General features: G+C 58.1%; 19 protein-coding genes. 4 read left to right on the top strand and 15 right to left on the bottom strand.

Annotation, left to right across the window (positions count from 1 at the left end; genetic code table 11):
• Positions 1–13: 13 nt before the first annotated feature.
• Together ACORLH_RS01360 and ACORLH_RS01355 are read right to left on the bottom strand one after the other, a co-directional pair.
• Positions 14–835: an alpha/beta hydrolase gene (locus ACORLH_RS01360; RefSeq protein WP_321830821.1), complete on the bottom strand. Its 822-nt coding sequence runs from the start codon at positions 833–835 to the stop codon at positions 14–16.
• Complete coding sequence (locus ACORLH_RS01355; protein WP_058245324.1) at positions 836–1,435, bottom strand: 2-hydroxychromene-2-carboxylate isomerase; 600 nt, start codon at positions 1,433–1,435, stop codon at positions 836–838. It abuts the gene before it with no gap.
• A 106-nt stretch (positions 1,436–1,541) separates the two neighbouring features.
• On the opposite strand from ACORLH_RS01355, the gene ACORLH_RS01350 reads away from it, so the two are divergent.
• The gene (locus tag ACORLH_RS01350) at positions 1,542–2,558 is read left to right on the top strand and encodes a ribose-phosphate pyrophosphokinase (RefSeq protein ID WP_321830820.1); all 1,017 of its coding nucleotides are present in this window, start codon (positions 1,542–1,544) and stop codon (positions 2,556–2,558) included.
• Positions 2,559–2,634: 76 nt separating this feature from the next.
• Here the strand turns inward: ACORLH_RS01350 and ACORLH_RS01345 are convergent, their stop codons facing one another.
• The 7 genes from ACORLH_RS01345 to ACORLH_RS01315 all read right to left on the bottom strand — a co-directional run bounded on the left by ACORLH_RS01345 (position 2,635) and on the right by ACORLH_RS01315 (position 8,492).
• Positions 2,635–2,985, bottom strand: a complete 351-nt coding sequence (locus ACORLH_RS01345; protein WP_321830819.1) for an H-type lectin domain-containing protein — start codon at positions 2,983–2,985, stop codon at positions 2,635–2,637.
• A 103-nt stretch (positions 2,986–3,088) separates the two neighbouring features.
• Positions 3,089–3,499 (bottom strand): F0F1 ATP synthase subunit epsilon, encoded by a 411-nt coding sequence (locus ACORLH_RS01340; protein WP_321830818.1) that lies wholly within the window; start codon positions 3,497–3,499, stop codon positions 3,089–3,091.
• A 24-nt stretch (positions 3,500–3,523) separates the two neighbouring features.
• A complete protein-coding gene (gene atpD, locus ACORLH_RS01335; protein ID WP_321830817.1) occupies positions 3,524–4,948 on the bottom strand; it encodes a F0F1 ATP synthase subunit beta in 1,425 nt (474 codons plus the stop codon).
• An 18-nt stretch (positions 4,949–4,966) separates the two neighbouring features.
• Complete coding sequence (locus ACORLH_RS01330) at positions 4,967–5,842, bottom strand: F0F1 ATP synthase subunit gamma (protein WP_321830816.1); 876 nt, start codon at positions 5,840–5,842, stop codon at positions 4,967–4,969.
• A 14-nt stretch (positions 5,843–5,856) separates the two neighbouring features.
• The gene (gene atpA / locus ACORLH_RS01325; RefSeq protein ID WP_058245330.1) at positions 5,857–7,395 is read right to left on the bottom strand and encodes a F0F1 ATP synthase subunit alpha; all 1,539 of its coding nucleotides are present in this window, start codon (positions 7,393–7,395) and stop codon (positions 5,857–5,859) included.
• Positions 7,396–7,956, bottom strand: a complete 561-nt coding sequence (locus ACORLH_RS01320) for a F0F1 ATP synthase subunit delta (RefSeq protein WP_321830815.1) — start codon at positions 7,954–7,956, stop codon at positions 7,396–7,398.
• Between the two features lie 350 nt (positions 7,957–8,306).
• A complete protein-coding gene (locus ACORLH_RS01315) occupies positions 8,307–8,492 on the bottom strand; it encodes a hypothetical protein (protein WP_321830814.1) in 186 nt (61 codons plus the stop codon).
• Positions 8,493–8,631: 139 nt separating this feature from the next.
• On the opposite strand from ACORLH_RS01315, the gene ACORLH_RS01310 reads away from it, so the two are divergent.
• Positions 8,632–9,630 carry a hypothetical protein gene (locus ACORLH_RS01310; protein WP_321830813.1) on the top strand — a complete coding sequence of 333 codons (999 nt, stop codon included), beginning with the start codon at positions 8,632–8,634 and terminating at the stop codon, positions 9,628–9,630.
• 20 nt (positions 9,631–9,650) lie between these two features.
• On the opposite strand, the gene ACORLH_RS01305 is transcribed toward ACORLH_RS01310, so the two are convergent.
• Positions 9,651–10,397, bottom strand: coding sequence for a methyltransferase domain-containing protein (locus tag ACORLH_RS01305; RefSeq protein ID WP_058260808.1), 747 nt, complete (start codon positions 10,395–10,397; stop codon positions 9,651–9,653).
• A gap of 61 nt (positions 10,398–10,458) precedes the next feature.
• Here ACORLH_RS01305 and gloB point away from each other — a divergent pair, with 61 nt between their 5' ends.
• Both gloB and clpA read left to right on the top strand, forming a co-directional pair.
• Positions 10,459–11,226, top strand: coding sequence for a hydroxyacylglutathione hydrolase (gene gloB / locus ACORLH_RS01300; RefSeq protein WP_321830812.1), 768 nt, complete (start codon positions 10,459–10,461; stop codon positions 11,224–11,226).
• 170 nt (positions 11,227–11,396) lie between these two features.
• Positions 11,397–13,733 carry an ATP-dependent Clp protease ATP-binding subunit ClpA gene (gene clpA, locus ACORLH_RS01295; RefSeq protein ID WP_321830811.1) on the top strand — a complete coding sequence of 779 codons (2,337 nt, stop codon included), beginning with the start codon at positions 11,397–11,399 and terminating at the stop codon, positions 13,731–13,733.
• A 71-nt stretch (positions 13,734–13,804) separates the two neighbouring features.
• Here clpA and ACORLH_RS01290 read toward each other — a convergent pair whose 3' ends face one another.
• From ACORLH_RS01290 to mepA, 5 genes are all read right to left on the bottom strand, one after another.
• Positions 13,805–15,019 (bottom strand): CynX/NimT family MFS transporter, encoded by a 1,215-nt coding sequence (locus tag ACORLH_RS01290; RefSeq protein ID WP_321830810.1) that lies wholly within the window; start codon positions 15,017–15,019, stop codon positions 13,805–13,807.
• A 76-nt stretch (positions 15,020–15,095) separates the two neighbouring features.
• Positions 15,096–15,518, bottom strand: a complete 423-nt coding sequence (gene arfB / locus ACORLH_RS01285) for an alternative ribosome rescue aminoacyl-tRNA hydrolase ArfB (RefSeq protein ID WP_321830809.1) — start codon at positions 15,516–15,518, stop codon at positions 15,096–15,098.
• A gap of 274 nt (positions 15,519–15,792) precedes the next feature.
• The gene (locus tag ACORLH_RS01280; RefSeq protein ID WP_321830808.1) at positions 15,793–16,425 is read right to left on the bottom strand and encodes a queuosine precursor transporter; all 633 of its coding nucleotides are present in this window, start codon (positions 16,423–16,425) and stop codon (positions 15,793–15,795) included.
• A 66-nt stretch (positions 16,426–16,491) separates the two neighbouring features.
• Entirely contained in the window at positions 16,492–17,430 is a 939-nt protein-coding gene (locus tag ACORLH_RS01275; RefSeq protein ID WP_321830807.1) for an esterase-like activity of phytase family protein, read from the bottom strand.
• Positions 17,403–18,218 (bottom strand): penicillin-insensitive murein endopeptidase, encoded by an 816-nt coding sequence (mepA, locus tag ACORLH_RS01270; RefSeq protein WP_321832752.1) that lies wholly within the window; start codon positions 18,216–18,218, stop codon positions 17,403–17,405. The genes ACORLH_RS01275 and mepA overlap by 28 nt, the downstream gene beginning before the upstream one ends.
• Positions 18,219–18,264: the final 46 nt, after the last annotated feature.

Genomic DNA, 18,264 nt, shown 5'->3' with positions numbered 1-18,264 from the left:
CCAATCTCTGCACCTAGCCCTGCGCTGCCAGAAACGGCCGTATAACCGCAGCCACCTGCGGCGCGTGGGAAATGGCCACCATATGGCCAGCCCCATCAATCACCTCGCTAATCGCCCCGTCGATACGGCGGGCCAGCGCTGTGTTGATCTTCTCAACATAATGCGGTGAGTTTGCGCCTGCGATCAGCAGGGTCGGCACCTTGAGCCGTTCCACCGCGCCAGAGGACAGCACACCAGCGCTATCTAGCCCAATCTCATCATGGGCTGCGGTGATCAGATGAATCTGTTCCATCGCTTTCTGGCGCATCTGTTCGGACAGATCCGCCCATCGCATACCATTGCCCCATTCGCGCAGGAACAGCCGCGCTGCGGTTTCACGATCCCCCGCTTCAATGGCCTCGGCCAGCGCGCCCATCTCGGCGCCATGTTGGTCTAGAAGGCCCGGATGATCGGCATAGGCGGCCGCAAAGAACACCGGTTCAATCAAGGTGAGCGAACGCACCAAATCCGGCCGTTCACAGGCCAGCCGCAGGGCCACCGTGCCGCCAAAAGAATGACCGATCAGATCCGTCGGACCCTCAAGGAAATCCAGCGCCATATCGACTGTCTGACGCTGCAACGGAGCACTGCCGTCCCAGTCACCACTGTGCCCATGTCCGGGCAGATCAAAGGCCGTCATCGACAGCATGTCCGCCAGACCGGCCGCCAGACCGGCCATTGCGCCGGAATGCGCCATCGAACAATGGATCATCAATGCCTGACGCGCGCCCGGTTCTGACACACCAAAATGGCGCGCGAAGGTGGGGAAGCCGCCCCGCAATTCTGTAGAGGTCACTTAGATGTCGCCCCCAAGGTGCGCGTCCAGATCATCAAGACGGTCCTGACCCCAGAACTTCTGCCCGCTGTCGCAGATAAAGAAGGGGGAACCAAAGACACCTGCCGCAACCGCCTCTTCCAGATTGGCGGCGTAGATCTCGGCCCCAGTCAACAGGCCGCTGTCCGCAAGACCCGGATCAAAGTCAGCCTCAGCCAGACAGGCCTTGATCACATCATCCTGTGAGACGTCCTTTTCCTCGGCCCAGCAGCTGGCCAGCAGGCGGTGCACCAGCAATGGCAGGTTGCCGCCACCTGCCTTTTGTGCGGCAATGATGGCATAGGCCGACGGTGCAGGGTTGACCGGCCAATGGGCGGGCTTCAGATTGAAAGGCATGTTCAATCGACGCGCCTGTCGGGGCAGCTCCTGCGCGCGGTATTCTACACGCGCTGGGTGGCGTTCCGGCAGCGGTACACCGCCCGTACGGCCAAAGGTGGAGATCAGATCGACGGGCTTATAGGTCACGGTGGCGCCACGGCGCTGCGCGATCTCCTCCAGACGGGGGCCCACAAGGTACGCATACGGGGAAACGGTTGTGAAATAGTAATCAATGTGCGGCATCTGTGCGCCCTTTCGTCGGCATAGCTTTGATTGAGCGTATCGAAGTGCTAAGCGGTGTCAACGTTACGAATCTGTCATCTCGACCAAATCTTGGGGAACTGTCGATATGCCCTCCATCAACGAACCGAAACTGATTTCCGGCAATGCAAACCTGCCGCTGGCCAAATCCATCTCACGCCGGATGTCGATGCATCGCGGCACCAGCTTGGGTCTGGTAGACGCCCGGGTGGAACGCTTCAACGACGGCGAAATCTTCGTTGAAGTGTTTGAAAATGTCCGCGGTGAGGACATGTTCATCATCCAGCCGACGTCAAACCCGGCCAACGACAACTTGATGGAGCTGCTGATCATGGCCGATGCGCTGCGCCGCTCCTCGGCCAGCCGGATCACCGCAGTGATCCCTTACTTTGGCTATGCCCGTCAGGACCGCCGCACCAAGGCACGCACGCCGATCTCGGCCAAGCTGGTTGCCAACATGCTGGTTGAGGCTGGCATCGAACGGATCCTGACGCTGGACCTGCACGCGGCGCAGATCCAGGGCTTCTTCGATATCCCCGTGGATAACCTCTATGCCTCGCCAATCTTTGCGCTGGACATCAAAGAGAAGTTCGCAGGCAGCCTGAGCGACGTAATGGTCGTATCCCCCGATGTGGGTGGCGTGGCCCGTGCCCGCGAACTGGCCAAGCGTATCAACGCGCCGCTGTCGATCGTCGACAAACGCCGTGAGAAGCCCGGTGAAGTTGCTGAGATGACCGTCATCGGTGATGTGACCGGCAAGAAATGTATCATCGTCGACGACATGTGTGACACTGCCGGCACCCTGTGCAAAGCGGCTGAGGTTCTGCTGGAGCACGGCGCAACCGAGGTACATGCCTATATCTCACACGGAGTAATGTCGGGCCCCGCGGTTGAGCGCGTGACCAACTCGGTCATGAAGTCGCTGGTGATCACCGACTCGATCCAGCCGACCGAAGCTGTGAAAGCCTGCCCCAACATCCGCATCCTGCCGACCGCGCCGATGTTTGCGCAGTCGATCCTCAACATCTGGAGCGGCACCTCGGTCTCCTCGCTGTTTGAGACCGAAACGCTGGAGCCGATCTACGAAGGTCAGTTCCCCGCGTGATTGGGTGAACAGCTAGACACAACGAAGGGCGCCTCTCAGGCGCCCTTTTCATTTCCGCAGCGGCCACAGGGGCGGCTTAGGGGATATCCCAGTGATCGTCGTCATCCACGGCGCCTATGGCCATCCAGCCGACCCGTGCGCGGGCCATGCGGGTGTTGCCCCAGGTGCGGAAGACAATCTCAAACTGGCCTTTTGAAATGCTTTCAGCCTCAACATCCGCCCGAATGTTGGTGGAATAGTCCACGTCCCACAGTGAGACAGAAACCATCACATTGGGCGGTTCGCGAAACCGTTCTGAAAACCGGACGGTGGCGCGACGTTCGCGGCTGCCTTCCCCGGTCCACATATCACCGCCATTTTCAAAGTCGGAGAAAAGCGTTTCCTCACCCTGATCGATGCCGATGATGTTGCTGTTAATCTTTTTCATAACCCTTTGATAGCGCAGGCCCCTCCCCTCAGGTCAACCAAAACACGAAAAAAGGCCCCGTTCCGGAGAACAGGGCCTTTTGAATGTGTCTCATCCTGCGCGTTTACAGGTTGGTGTGGAACCCGAGATCTTCGGCGATGTGCATCAGGTCCGCCACAAGCTTGTGGGTTTCGTGATGGTTATCGACCTCAGCCGCGTCATGCGCTGCCTGAGCCTTGCCCAGAAGATCCGACACGATTTCCTGTGTCACCTCTGCCTTCGGCACAGCCATTTCGGCCAGGACCGAAATCGACTCCGACGACAGCTCTGCGAAACCGCCGGTGACGAAATAGACTTCCTCACCCGATGCGCCAGACGCGGTCACCAGACCGGGACGCAGGGTAAGGATGGTCGGCTCATGGCCGGCCATCGCTGTTAGGTCACCACTTGCACCCGGGATCTGCACCTGCTCCGCAACCAGAGACGCAAGTTTGCGCTCAGGAGAGACGAGATCAAATTGGACTGTATCAGCCATGAATGGCCTCCTTCCGGGTTACGATTAAGCTGCTTCCGCGGCCATTTTCTCGGCTTTTGCGATCACTTCGTCGATGCCGCCAACCATGTAGAAGGCCGCTTCGGGCAGGTGGTCGTATTCGCCAGCCACAACAGCTTTGAACGACGCGATGGTGTCTTCCAGGGAAACCTGAACACCGTCCGAGCCGGTGAACACTTTCGCAACGTCGAACGGCTGCGACAGGAAACGCTGGATCTTACGGGCACGGGCAACGGTCAGTTTGTCTTCTTCCGACAGTTCGTCCATGCCGAGGATCGCGATGATGTCCTGCAGCGACTTGTAGCGCTGGAGGATACCCTGAACCTCGAAGGCCACCTTGTAGTGCTCTTCACCAACAACCGACGGGTCCATCAGGCGCGACGAGGAGTCGAGCGGGTCAACAGCCGGGTAGATGCCCAGCTCGGAGATCGCACGGTTCAGAACGGTGGTTGCGTCCAAGTGAGCAAAGGTGGTTGCCGGTGCGGGGTCGGTAAGGTCGTCCGCAGGTACGTAAACCGCCTGGATCGAGGTGATCGAGCCGTTCTTGGTCGAGGTGATGCGTTCCTGCATCGCGCCCATGTCGGTTGCCAGGGTCGGCTGGTAGCCCACCGCCGAAGGAATACGGCCCAGAAGCGCCGAAACCTCAGAACCTGCCTGGGTGAAGCGGAAGATGTTGTCCACGAAGAACAGAACGTCGGTACCGGACTGATCACGGAACTGTTCTGCCAGGGTCAGACCGGTCAGAGCAACACGTGCACGTGCACCCGGAGGTTCGTTCATCTGGCCGTACACCAGCGCAACCTGCGATTCTTCCAGGTTGTCAGGCTTAATAACGTTGGATTCGATCATCTCGTGGTAGAGGTCGTTCCCTTCACGGGTACGCTCACCAACACCTGCGAACACCGAGAAACCCGAGTGTACTTTTGCGATGTTGTTGATCAGCTCCATGATCAGAACGGTTTTGCCAACACCGGCGCCGCCGAACAGACCAATTTTACCACCCTTAGCGTAGGGGGCCAGCAGGTCGATAACCTTAATACCGGTCACCAGAACTTCCGACTCGGTCGACTGTTCTGCGAATTCCGGGGCAGGCTGGTGGATGGCGCGGGTTTCGTCCGCGTTTACCGGGCCCTGCTCGTCAACGGGCTCACCTACAACGTTCAGGATGCGGCCCAGGGTCGCGTTACCAACCGGAACCGAGATCGGGCCGTTGGTGTCGACAACTTCCTGACCACGAACCAGACCTTCGGTCGCGTCCATAGCGATGGTACGAACGGTGTTCTCACCCAGGTGCTGGGCCACTTCCAGAACCAGGTTCTTACCGTTGTTGTCGGTGTTCAGTGCGTTAAGGATCGGCGGCAGTTCGTCTTCGAACTGTACGTCCACAACGGCGCCGATCACCTGAGTGATTTTGCCTTTTGCGTTTGCCATTATTTCGTCTCCGTTCTCTTAGAGCGCCTCAGCGCCCGAGATAATTTCGATAAGTTCGCTGGTGATGACGGCCTGACGCGAGCGGTTATACTCGATGGTCAGCTTGTCGATCATCTCACCCGCGTTCCGGGTTGCGTTGTCCATTGCGGACATCCGCGCGCCCTGTTCGGATGCACCGTTTTCAAGCAGCGCCGAGAAGATCTGCGTGGCTACGCCGCGCGGCAGAAGGTCAGCCAGGATGGCCTCTTCGTCCGGTTCGTAGTCATACAGGCTACCTTCACCAGCATCTTCCTGATCCTCAAACGAGGCCGGGATGACTTGCTGCGCGGTCGGGATCTGAGAGATCACCGACTGGAAGCGGTTGTAGAAGATCGTTGCCACGTCAAACTCACCGGCATCAAAGCGCGTCAGCAGATCGCGTGCGAGGTCCTGTGCGTTGACGTAACCGACGTTTTTCACCTCGGACAGATCGACATGGCCGATGAAATAGTCGCCCAGGTCACGTTTCATCTGCTCACGGCCTTTTTTACCAACGGTCAGGATCTTGACCGTCTTGCCCTGAGCGATCAGCTCATCGGCTTTGGCGCGTGCCAGTTTGGCGATCGAGCTGTTGAAGCCACCGCAGAGGCCACGCTCTGCCGTCATGACCACCAAGAGCTGCACCTGGTCGGAACCGGTGCCCGCCAGCAGCTTAGGAGCGCTGCCGGAGGTGCCAACCGAAGCTGCCAGCCCACCCAGAACGGCGTTGAACCGTTCTGCGTAGGGACGCGCGGCTTCTGCAGCATCCTGCGCGCGGCGAAGTTTCGCCGCGGCAACCATCTGCATGGCCTTGGTGATCTTACGAGTGTTCTTCACACTCTCGATCCGAATTTTTAGGTCCTTGAGACTCGGCATTGCCTTATCTCCCCTTAAGCGAAGTCAGCTGCGAATTCGTCCAGCGCGGCTTTGACTTTGTCGGCCAGCTCACCTTTAACCTTACGGTCGTTGTCGGTGATGTCGGCCAGCAGGTCGGCGTGCTTGCCGCGCAGATGCGCCAGCAGGCCCGCTTCGTAGCGTGCAACGTCGCTTACTTCGATTTTGTCCAGGTAGCCGTTGGTGCCTGCGAAGATCATGCAAACAATCTCGGCGTTGGTCAGTGGCGAGTACTGCGGCTGCTTCATCAGCTCGGTCAGACGGGCACCACGGGCCAGCAGCTGCTGGGTCGAGGCATCCAGGTCGGAACCAAACTGAGCAAAGGCCGCCATTTCGCGGTACTGAGCCAGCGACAGTTTAACCGGACCGGCAACCGACGACATCGCTTTGGTCTGAGCCGAGGAGCCCACACGCGATACCGACAGACCGGTGTTCACTGCAGGGCGGATACCCTGGTAGAACAGTTCGGTTTCCAGGAAGATCTGACCGTCGGTGATCGAGATCACGTTGGTCGGAATAAACGCCGAAACGTCGCCGCCCTGAGTTTCAATGATCGGCAGCGCGGTCAGCGAGCCTGCGCCGTGATCTTCGTTCAGCTTTGCCGAACGCTCCAGCAGACGCGAGTGGAGGTAGAAAACGTCACCAGGATAGGCTTCACGGCCCGGCGGACGACGCAGCAGCAGCGACATCTGACGATAGGACACAGCCTGTTTGGACAGGTCATCATAGATGATCAGCGCGTGCTTGCCGTTGTCACGGAAGTATTCGGCCATCGCGGTTGCGGCATAGGGTGCCAGGAACTGCATCGGCGCAGGGTCCGAAGCGGTAGCAGCAACAACGATCGAGTATTCAATCGCGCCGGTTTCTTCCAGCTTCTTCACCAGCTGAGCAACGGTCGAGCGTTTCTGACCAACTGCCACGTAAACGCAGTACAGTTTCTTGCTCTCATCGTCGCCGGCGGCGTCGTTGTAGGATTTCTGGTTCAGGATCGCGTCCAGAGCAACGGCGGTTTTACCGGTCTGACGGTCACCAATGATCAGCTCACGCTGGCCACGGCCAATTGGGATCATCGCGTCAACCGATTTCAGGCCGGTTGCCATCGGCTCGTGAACCGATTTACGCGGGATGATGCCCGGGGCTTTCTGGTCGGCGATGCGACGCTCAACCGCTTCGATCGGACCTTTGCCGTCCAGCGGGTTGCCCAGACCGTCAACAACGCGGCCCAGCAGACCTTCACCGGCAGGCACGTCAACGATCGAGTTGGTGCGCTTAACGGTGTCGCCTTCTTTAATGTCACGGTCGGTACCGAAGATAACGACACCAACGTTGTCGGCTTCCAGGTTCAGCGCCATCCCGCGGATACCACCGGGGAATTCAACCATTTCACCAGCCTGGATGTTGTCGAGGCCATAGACGCGGGCAATACCGTCACCGACGGAGAGCACGCGACCAACCTCAGCAACTTCGGCTTCCTGACCGAAGTTTTTGATCTGGTCCTTCAGGATCGCAGAAATCTCTGCAGCTTGGATACCCATTTATCCGACCTCTTTCATTGCATTCTGGAGGGAGTTGAGCTTGGAGCGGATCGAGGTGTCGATCATCTTCGAGCCCACTTTAACGACAAGACCGCCGATGAGTTCTTCATCAACGGTCGCATTGATTTTCACGGTTTTGCCAACACGCGCAGCCAGAGTCTTGGACAGTTTCTCAGACTGGGTCTTGGTCAGGGCTTTCGCGCTGGTCACCTCGGCGGTTACCTCACCCTTCTCTTCCGAGATCAGGGCAGACAGCTGGGTCAGCAGCTGGGGCAGCACGAAAAGACGGCGCTTCTGCGCCATCAACGCCAGACCGTCCTTCAGGACAGTTTCGAGACCCATTTTCTGGGACACGGCGGCGATTGCCTTTTCTTGTTCGTCACGCGACACCAGCGGCGAGCTGATCAGCCCGCGCAGCTCTTCGCTGGCCTCCAGGGCTGCGGTAAGATCGGCGACATTCGGTTCAAGGTTGCCAAGAGCATTGCTCTCTTTGGCAATCTCGAAGATTGCGGTGGCATAGCGCGCGGCAATGCCTGAGGAGATCGAAGCTGGTTCGGACACGTCCACCCTTCCGACTTTTATGGCCCCGGTCCGGCGCATACGGAACCGTCACGGGGGCGTTTAGACCTTAGACTCCCGCCTAAGTATCGAAATCGGCGTGGGTGTAGCAGAGCAACCGCAACCTATCAACCTGTTGTGAAAACTCTGCATGCAAAAGAATACCGCATGTTTTCATGCAGTTACACATGGTGCGACGCTTTGCGGCGCAAATCGGTCACAAAAAGCGACCACTTCTCCACATGTTTTTCGATTCCCCAGCGGAAATCGACAGGCTGAAACCCAATAGGCGCAGACATAAAACCGTGGCACGGGCGCAACAATCGCTGCAGACCCAGCCAATCCGATTGGTCTCAGATCGGCTTTACCTCTTTAGATGGGTTCGGGGTCAGGATGCGCAAGGGGCGGCTGACGGCCTCTTTCAGGCCCGGGCCGGTAACGGCCTGCACACGTTTGGTGGCCTCGACCCTGACCGCAGCGCCCGCTGCGATCATCGAGACCGAATACCCCATTTTTCCAGCAAACGACCAGCTTTTCATATAAGATCATTGCCGCGCCATTGCGCGAAATCATGGTCGCGATATGCTGTTTGGAGTTGAAACTCCCAACTCAGCGCAACCAAACCCATTTATCACACAATCCTTTTACCGACCAAGATCACAAAAATAGGATCCGAGGATGTTAACAGTACTAATTCTTTCGATGACCGGAACATACGCAGCATCTCTTGTGTTAGATGCTTTAATATCAACTTCAGACACCTCCGAAGAATTACCAGAAAATGAAACGTTCACTCCATCATCGGGCAGTTTGATTGAAGATCTCATTGATCCCACATTGGAAGATACATCCACGCCCGTTGATCCGTATGCAGATTTTGACGTCGTCGGAACTGAACTAGACGACCATCTGGTATCGGAACATAACAATGGCACGCAGATAGCCGGCCTCGCTGGGGACGACCTGATTGAAGGGCAGTTTGACGTTTTTGTCGAGGCTGGTGAAGGAAATGACACTATCATTGGCGACACCTTTTTTGATGCACACGGCGATCAAGGCGATGACGTGATCACCACAGCGGGATTTAGTGACCTTTACGGTGATGAAGGAAACGACTCTCTAGAAAGCGGATATAACAGCAACCTGTACGGCGGCGATGGAGACGACACGCTCGCGGTAACAGATACCTCAGGCTTTTTCATTTCGGTTCTGGAGGGAAATGATGGCTCGGACTTGATCTACGGCGGCCCGAATTCAAGGCTGGACGGAGGAGATGGCGATGACACGATCAATTTAGCCATGGACATACTCGCAAACGATTGGGCCAGTTACTTTGAAGAAGCGACGATCACCGGCGGGCAAGGCAGCGACCAAATTAACTTGGGATTTGATCTACAAGATGCCTATTCGTCTGACGCGCCATTACAGGTTGCGACAGTCACAGATTTCGACCCGTCCGAAGATGTAATGCTGTTGACATCAGAATTCTTTGACGAGACAGGGTCTGAGATCGTTGGCTTTGAGATAGAGTTTGATCCAGCAAGCGATAGCTCTGCGATCCTTGTGGAAGTAACATTACCATTTAGCTCAGAAACTAGTTTTGTGCATGTCTTACTTCCTGATGCTAGTGGCCTAACGGCTGAACACATAAGGATTGACGCTTCCTTGACCGTATGATTGGCAAAAGTGCTCAAATCTTAAATCGGCTTTACCTCTTTAGATGGGTTTGGTGTCAGGATGCGCAAGGGGCGGCTGACAGCCTCTTTCAGGCCTGGCCCCATTGGCGCGGGTGTGCGTTTGGACACCTCAACCATGATCACGCCGCCGGCAGCAATCATTGAGACCGAATGCCCCAACTGTTCCAGCATCTGGCCGGTTTTGCGCCAGAACCGGCGTTGGGAGGGCGGCTGGTAGAGGCCGAATTCATGCCGTTCTATGCTGAACTGGTGATACTTCAGTTGCGCCTCCAGCTGGCTGAGCGTGTAGGGGCGGCCATAGCCAAAGGGGGTGCGATCGCTGCGCGACCACATGCCGCCGCGATTCGGCACGATGAACATCGCCTTGCCGCCCGGCCCCAGCACACGGAAACATTCCTCGAGCAGACTGGAGGGTTGTTCACTAGTTTCCAACCCGTGCATCACCACCAGCTTGTCGACATGACCGGTGTCCACCGGCCAGTTCACCTCTTCACATAGCACCGCCATATTGGGCATGCCCGTTGGCCAGGGCATCACCCCCTGCGGCCCCGGCATCAACCCAGTAACCCGGCGCGCCTCAGCGATATAAGGCCTGAGCAGCGGCACGGCGAAGCCAAAGCCGACCACGGTCTGCCCCTTGGCTTCAGGCCAAAGACGGACCAATTGATCGCGCACCGCTTTCTGCGCCGCACGCCCCAGCGTGCTGCGGTAATAGAAATTGCGCAGATCCTGTACATCAAGATGCATTGCAGCCGGCCCTCTGATCCGCCACTCTGGTTTCACCATAGCGATCACCGAAGGAAACGCCATGCCTCTTGAGCTTGTGACCATCCCCTCCCTTGCCGACAACTACGCCTACCTCATCCATGATGCGGAAAGCGGTGAGACCGCGCTGGTGGATGTGCCCGAGCCGGGACCGATCGATGCGGCGCTGAAAGAGCGGGGTTGGCACCTGACACATGTGTTGCTGACCCATCACCACTGGGATCATGTCGACGGTCTGGAACCCTTGTTGCGCGATCATCCCGCAAAAGTGATCGGGGCCGAAGCCGACAGTCATCGCCTGCCCAAACTGGATGTGGCCGTCGCCGAAGGGGACCGGATGGTGCTGTGCGGCGAAGAGATGCAGGTGATGGATGTCTCGGGGCACACGATTGGCCATCTGGCCTTTTATTTTGCAGGCTCCAAGCTGGTCTTCACCGCTGACAGCCTGATGGCGCTGGGATGTGGCCGCCTGTTTGAGGGCACGCCGGATCAGATGTATGACAGCCTGTCCAAGCTGGCTGATCTGCCGGGCGATACGGTGGTTTGTTCAGGCCATGAGTACACGCAATCCAACGGCAAATTCGCGGCAACCATTGACCCTGACAATCCAGCCCTTATCTCTCGTTTAGAGCAAGTTGAACAGGCCCGTGCGAAGGGTGAACCAACCGTTCCCAGCCTGTTGTCAGAAGAATTGTCAACAAACCCTTTCCTGCGCTGCAATGATCCGGCAGTTCGGGCTTCGGTTGGCATGATCGATGCAGAGCCTAGTGCAGTATTTGCGGAGATCAGAAAACGTAAAGACAACTTCTGAATTCCTGCCCTGCGGATCGGCAAAAGACGAATAACTAAGGTTTACCGGTAGAAAAGACTTGAAGCCCCAGCCATATCGACCAAACTTTAACAGTATAGAGTTATGGTCGTTAGAGTAGAGGACACCGCACTTCACGGTCTTTCGACCCAAATCAGGAAGGAGCGCTAACTGTGCCTTCATTCTCGAACACGCTGGAACAGGCGATTCACGCAGCCCTGGCCCTGGCCAACGCGCGCAAACACGAATTCGCAACGCTGGAGCATCTGCTGTTAGCGTTGATCGATGAGCCGGACGCGATGCGTGTTCTCAAAGCTTGCTCGGTAGACACCGAAGACCTGCGCAGCACGCTGGTCGAATTCATTGACGATGATCTCAGCAACCTGGTCACCGACGTCGAAGGCTCCGAGGCTGTGCCGACCGCCGCCTTCCAGCGGGTGATCCAGCGCGCCGCCATCCACGTCCAAAGCTCGGGCCGCACCGAAGTGACCGGCGCCAATGTGCTGGTTGCGATCTTTGCCGAACGTGAATCCAACGCCGCCTACTTCCTGCAGGAACAGGACATGACACGGTATGATGCGGTGAACTTCATCGCCCATGGCGTTGCCAAAGATCCCTCCTACGGTGAAGCACGCCCAGTCAGCGGTGCCGAAGAAAGCACCGAGGAAAGCCTGCATGGCGATATGGGCAGCGCGGAAACCGTGGATCCGAAAGAATCCGCGCTTGGCAAATACTGTGTGAACCTCAATGAAAAGTCGCAGAAGGGTGACATCGACCCGCTGATCGGCCGCACCCATGAGGTGGAGCGCTGCATTCAGGTGCTGTGCCGCCGCCGCAAGAACAACCCGCTGCTGGTGGGCGATCCCGGTGTTGGTAAAACCGCCATTGCGGAAGGTCTGGCGCGCAAGGTTGTGGCCGGCGAAACCCCTGAGGTTCTGTCAAACACCACCATCTATTCGCTCGACATGGGCGCCTTGCTGGCCGGCACCCGCTATCGCGGTGACTTTGAGGAACGCCTGAAGGCCGTCATGACCGAGCTGGAAGAGCATCCCGATGCCGTGCTGTTCATTGACGAAATTCACACTGTGATTGGGGCTGGCGCCACCTCGGGTGGGGCAATGGATGCCTCAAACCTGCTGAAACCTGCGCTGCAGGGCGGCAAGCTGCGCTGCATGGGCTCCACCACCTATAAAGAGTTCCGTCAGCACTTTGAAAAAGATCGCGCGCTCAGCCGTCGTTTCCAGAAAATCGACGTGAATGAGCCGTCGGTCGAGGATTCGATCAAGATCCTGAAAGGTCTGAAGCCTTACTTTGAGGATCACCACGGCATCAAGTTCACCAATGATGCGATCAAAACCGCTGTTGAACTATCGTCGCGCTATATCAATGACCGCAAACTGCCCGATAAGGCGATTGACGTCATTGACGAAGCGGGCGCTGCCCAGCATCTGGTGCCGGAAAGCAAGCGCCGCAAAACCATCGGCGTGAAAGAGATCGAAGGCGTTGTGGCCAAGATCGCCCGCATCCCGCCGAAGAACGTCTCGAAAAACGATGCTGAGGTGCTGAAAGATCTGGAGAAATCGCTGAAACGCGTTGTCTTCGGTCAGGATCCGGCCATCGAAGCCCTGTCGAGCGCCATCAAACTGGCCCGTGCCGGTCTGCGTGAACCTGAAAAACCCATCGGCAACTACCTCTTCGCCGGCCCGACCGGTGTGGGTAAAACCGAGGTGGCCAAACAGCTGGCCGATCAGCTGGGTGTGGAACTGCTGCGCTTTGACATGTCCGAGTACATGGAGAAACACGCAGTGTCACGTCTGATCGGTGCCCCTCCGGGCTATGTTGGCTTTGATCAGGGTGGCATGCTGACCGACGGTGTGGACCAGCATCCGCATTGTGTGCTGTTGCTCGATGAAATCGAAAAAGCCCACCCGGATGTCTACAACATCCTGTTGCAGGTGATGGACCACGGCAAGCTGACCGATCACAATGGCCGCACTGTGGACTTCCGCAATGTGATCCTGATCATGACCTCCAACGCAGGTGCTGCGGAAATGTCAAAAGCTGCCATCGGCTTTGGCCGTGACCGCCGTGAGGGTGAGGATACCGCCGCGATTGAACGGACCTTTACCCCGGAATTCCGCAACCGTCTGGATGCTGTTGTCAGCTTCGGCGCGCTGCCGAAAGAGGTGATCTTGCAGATCGTTGAGAAGTTTGTGCTGCAGCTTGAGGCCCAGCTGATGGACCGCAACGTGCAGATCGAACTGACCCGCCCCGCCGCCGAATGGCTGGGGGATAAGGGCTATGACGATAAGATGGGCGCCCGCCCGCTGGGCCGTGTCATTCAGGAACACCTGAAAAAGCCGCTGGCCGAGGAGCTGCTGTTTGGCAAGCTGACCAAAGGCGGCGTCGTCAAGGTCGGCATCAAAGATGGCGAGCTGGATCTGCGGATCGAAGGGCCGAAAAAGGCGCAGATCGCGGGCGACAAGCCCCCGCTGCTGACCGCCGACTGATCGGCACACATACGATGACTGGAAACCGGCCCCTTCGCGGGCCGGTTTTCTTTTGCGCGGGTCTTAGTAGGTCACGCCTGCACGGTTTGACGCTCGCGCCGAGCTGACAGGAAGATGTAGGTGATGATGAAGATGTTGCCGAGGTTCCAGACAATGCCGTTCCAGAACGCCAGTTGGTAACTGCCGCTGACGTCATAGATCACCCCGGACAGCCAACCGCCAAAGGCCATACCCACAATGGTCGACATCATCACAAAGCCCACCCAGCGCCCGGCCTCTTTTGCCGGCATCAACTCACGCACGATCACGGCGTAGGAGGGCACAATGCCGCCCTGTGCCAGGCCAAAGATCGTCGACACCACGTAAAGGGACACCAGACCGTCAAACGGCAGGTAGAGAAACAGCGCCAGCATTTGCAAAGCCGATCCGATCAACAAGGTGGGGATCCCCCCCAGTTGATCCGCCAACAGGCCCGAGATCAATCGCGAGGCCACGCCGCCCAGCAACATCAGCGACAACATCTCAGCCCCAACCGCGGGACCAAATCCCAGATCCACACAAAGCGCCACGATATGCACCTGAGGCATCGCCATCGCGACGCAGCAGGCAATCCCGGCAACGCCGAGGATCAGCGCAATCTGGCGCGGGCTCAGCCCACCGATCCCCCCGGCAGCAGCACCCTGGGCCACAGCGGCAGACATTTCTGACAGGGGCAGACGACGGCGCAACAGCAGCGTCAGCGGCGGGACGGAGACAGCGATGATCAGCGCCAGCACCATATAGACACCGCGCCAGCCGTCACTGGCCAGATGCCCCGACAGCACCACCGGCCAGAAGGCACCCGACAGGTAGTTGGCACTGGCGATGATCGCGATGGCTATGCCGCGCCGGCGCTCAAACCACAGCGAAATATCCGCAATCAACGGCCCAAAACTGGCCGCGGTGCCCAAGCCAATCAGCAAATGCAGCACCGAGACGATGAAAAACGTTGGGGTCATGGCGGCTAGGGCAAAGCCCGCGGCCATCACAAGGCTCATCCCCGATAGGACCCGAACGATCCCGTATCGATCCACCAACAGGCCAATCAGGTAGTTGCCAAGGGCAAACCCGACCATGGTCCAGACATAGGGGTAGGATGCTTCGGCGCGTTCCAGATTAAACTCAGCCTGAATGTCGGGCATCACCATGATGACCACCCACATCCCCACATTGCCAATCAGACCGATCAGCAGGGACAGGGCCAAACGACCCCAGGAATAACGACTGTCGAGTACGGATGTTTGCATTCCGGCACTATGCGCCTGTGACGGCAACAGGAACAGACCGTAGATTTACCTACGCTGCACGCGGATCAAGCTGGGCTTATTCGCTGCCAGATACCTTACCGCGCAGGGCTTTGACCTCACCGCGTTGTTTCTTGGCCTCAATCCGGCGGCGTTGGCTGCCCTTGGTGGGTTTGGTGGGAATGCGGCGTTTCGGGCGATGGGTGGCTTTTTCGATCAGCTCCACCAGCCGTTCCCGCACCAGATCGCGATTGCGCGCCTGACTGCGGGTTTCATCACAAAACAGGATTACGGCACCATCTTTGGTCCAGCGCCGCCCCGCCAGCCGCTTCAGGCGTGCCTTCACAGGACCGGGCAGATTGGGCGACCGCTCAGCCTCAAAGCGCAATTCGACCGCGGTCGAGACCTTATTGACGTTCTGCCCACCGGGGCCCGAGGCCCGGATGAACTGTTCGCTCAACTCCCAGTCGGCGATGCTGATTTCGTCGGTGACACGTAACATGAGCCTTAAATCGTCGATCCGGCCGCAAAAAGAAAGAGAGGCAAAAGAAAAGGGCCGCACCTGGTGACAGGCCCGACCCCAAGGGTTGAAGGAGGTGGTCCGGTTAGGTTCCTACCAACTCCAGCGGCTCATAAGCCAAGGGTTGCCTCAGCTCCGATCCTCCAGAATTGTCCCGATACCGTTCTCCATGATCCCATTAGACACTAGAGCACCTCCTTTCTGAAGTTTTGGATAACCTCAGCGTGACACAGATTTGCTCAATGTCAAAACAAAATCATGTGGTGCGTGCAGTAAGCGACCCCACGATGATGCGAAATGGCACAAGTGCCAGCAAAGCCAGCGACAGTTTCACCAACCAGTCCGCGAAACCTAGCGACACCCAGAGCGGCGCAACCGGACCTGCGCCCAGCATCGGCAGCATTTCACCGGCCCAGGACACATCATTGACCGGCTCGATGAAGGTCAGCGCGCCCGAGAAGGCAATGGTGAAGAAAATCGCGGTGTCCAGCGACGAGCCGATCAAAGTCGAGGCCAGAGGTGCCCGCCACCATGCGCCTTCGCGCAGGCGGTTGAAGATCGCAACGTCGGTCAGCTGTGCCACCAGGAAGGCGGTGCCGGATCCAATGGCCACCCGCAGCGTGACCGCCGGGTAGGTGTAGCCATCGCCCTGCAGCATGATCTGCGTGCCGATGAGCGAACAGATCACGCCAACGATGAAACCGGCGACAACAACGCGACGGGCCGGGCCCACGCCATAGACGCGGTTCATCACGTCAGTGACGAGGAATGCGATCGGATAGGTAAAGGCGCCCCAGGTCAGCCATTGGCCGTACAGGAATTGCACCAGGATGTTTGAGGCGACAACAACGGCCGCCATGGCAAAAATGCCAGGGAGATATTTGTTCATGTCAGTTTTCCGTTTTGACAAGGTAGCGGCGACTTGGCCCCTTTTTCATAAAGGGACGGGCGGCGTTTAAAGGCTCGCAACCGGCTTGGCAAGGGGTTTGACGGCGCTTTGGGCCTTGGGTTCCGTCAGGACATATTCGACGATTTCGCTAGTCTGAAAGAACTTGAAGTTATCATCCGCCACCATCGTCAGACGGATCTGCCCGGCGTCATCGCGCCAGACGGACAGGCCTTCAAGGTTGTCATGCCGACCCACAGCAGTGGTCAGCAGACGCTCCCCAACCGGGTCAAAGGCGCCAAGGTCAAAACGGCGCAACTGGCTGCGAAAGCCGATGCCGCTGAACTTACGCTCCAGCAGGTAAAACTTACCATCCGGGCCAAAGTCCGCCGCGACAGGGTCAAAGCCATCCACCGGCTCGATGAAGTATAGGATCTGCCATCCATTTGACGTCAAACGATAAAGCGGCAGGCCATCGCGGTTCCTCGGGCTGGATTCAGGCACGGTGTAGATCTGACCGCGCCGATCAATCGCCAGTGCCTCCATCCCGGCATTGCCATAGAACTTGCGAAAATCGGGGTGTTGCGGCAGCTGTTTAGCGGCCCCAAAGGCGCGCTCATACCGCCAGATCTGGTTCAGCCGTTCGGTGCTGACAAACAGCGTCCCATCCGGGCGCAACGCCAGGCCTTCGGAATCGCGGTGCCGCGCTTTCAGGGTCATCCCCTTGGGCAGGTTCAACGGCTCATGGCGCAGCAGCTGCACCCCGGAGATCCGGCCGTTTTCGCGGCTCAGACGCCCCTGCAGCAGGATCATCCGATCCGTCAGCGCCAGAAAATCACGGCCGTTATCCGCCAGTTCCAGCGCGGACAGCCCACCGAAACCAGCAAACTTTTCTTTCCAGACAACCCGCGATTCGAACTGCAGCTTGGAAAAGGTCTGTGCACTGCCCGCAAACGTGAAGGCCAGCCCGATCAGCGCCGCTAGCGTGATTGCAAAACGTTTACGCATTGGGCAGGCAAGCTCGCCATTGTGAGTTCTTTTCGGGGCTTGGGTTTCGGCGCATTGGGATCAACCGGCGGCGGGGGCGGCGGGTTCAGAATGTCCTGCACCCAGCTTTCTGCTGCTTCACAGCCATCGCCTGCAGGAATGGGCGCCTGGTTTTTGCAGCCTTTCACACCCTTCGGGCAGGAGAGGCGCACGTGGAAATGATAGTGATGCCCCCACCAGGGCCGGATCTTGCGCAGCCAGCTGCGATCGCCTTTGGCATCTTTGCACATCTGCACCTTGGCGCCCGGGAAGACAAAGATCCGGGCAACCCGCGGGTCAGAGGCCGCGGCTTTCAGCACCTCTTGATGCTGGGCAGTCCAGAAGCCGTTCACATAAGCGCCCTTAGCCCGGCGCAGCGAAATGGAGGAAATGTTTTCCCGCTCCGCCACCGTCAGGTCCAGACGGGTGGGCGGCAGCATCCAGATATCCGCATCCAGCCCCAATTGGTGACTGCGGTGACCGCTGAGCATCGGGCCGCCCCTTGGTTGGCTGATGTCACCGATATAAAGCCCCTCCCACCCCGGCAGGGTGGCGGCCTTAGCTGAAAGGTCTTTCAGAAAATCGATGGTGTCAGGATGGCCCCAATTGCGGTTGCGGCTGAGCCGCATTGCTTGCCAAGTGGGCCCAGTTTCAGGCAGTTCCTCTGCCCCGGCGATACAGCCATTGGCGTAGCCGCCATGGGGTTTTGGTGCCTGCTGCGATCCTTGTGCCTTTGCCCCAAACAGCTGTTTGGCGGGCACTTTCCGCATTTCGGCGGGGATTTCCTGCTGACTGGCAAGGGTCACCTGACGGTCC

The organism is Thalassovita sp. (assembly GCF_963691685.1).
GTDB lineage: Bacteria > Pseudomonadota > Alphaproteobacteria > Rhodobacterales > Rhodobacteraceae > Thalassobius.
Note: the sequence above shows the minus strand (reverse complement) of the source record. Positions and strands in the feature narration are given on the sequence as shown.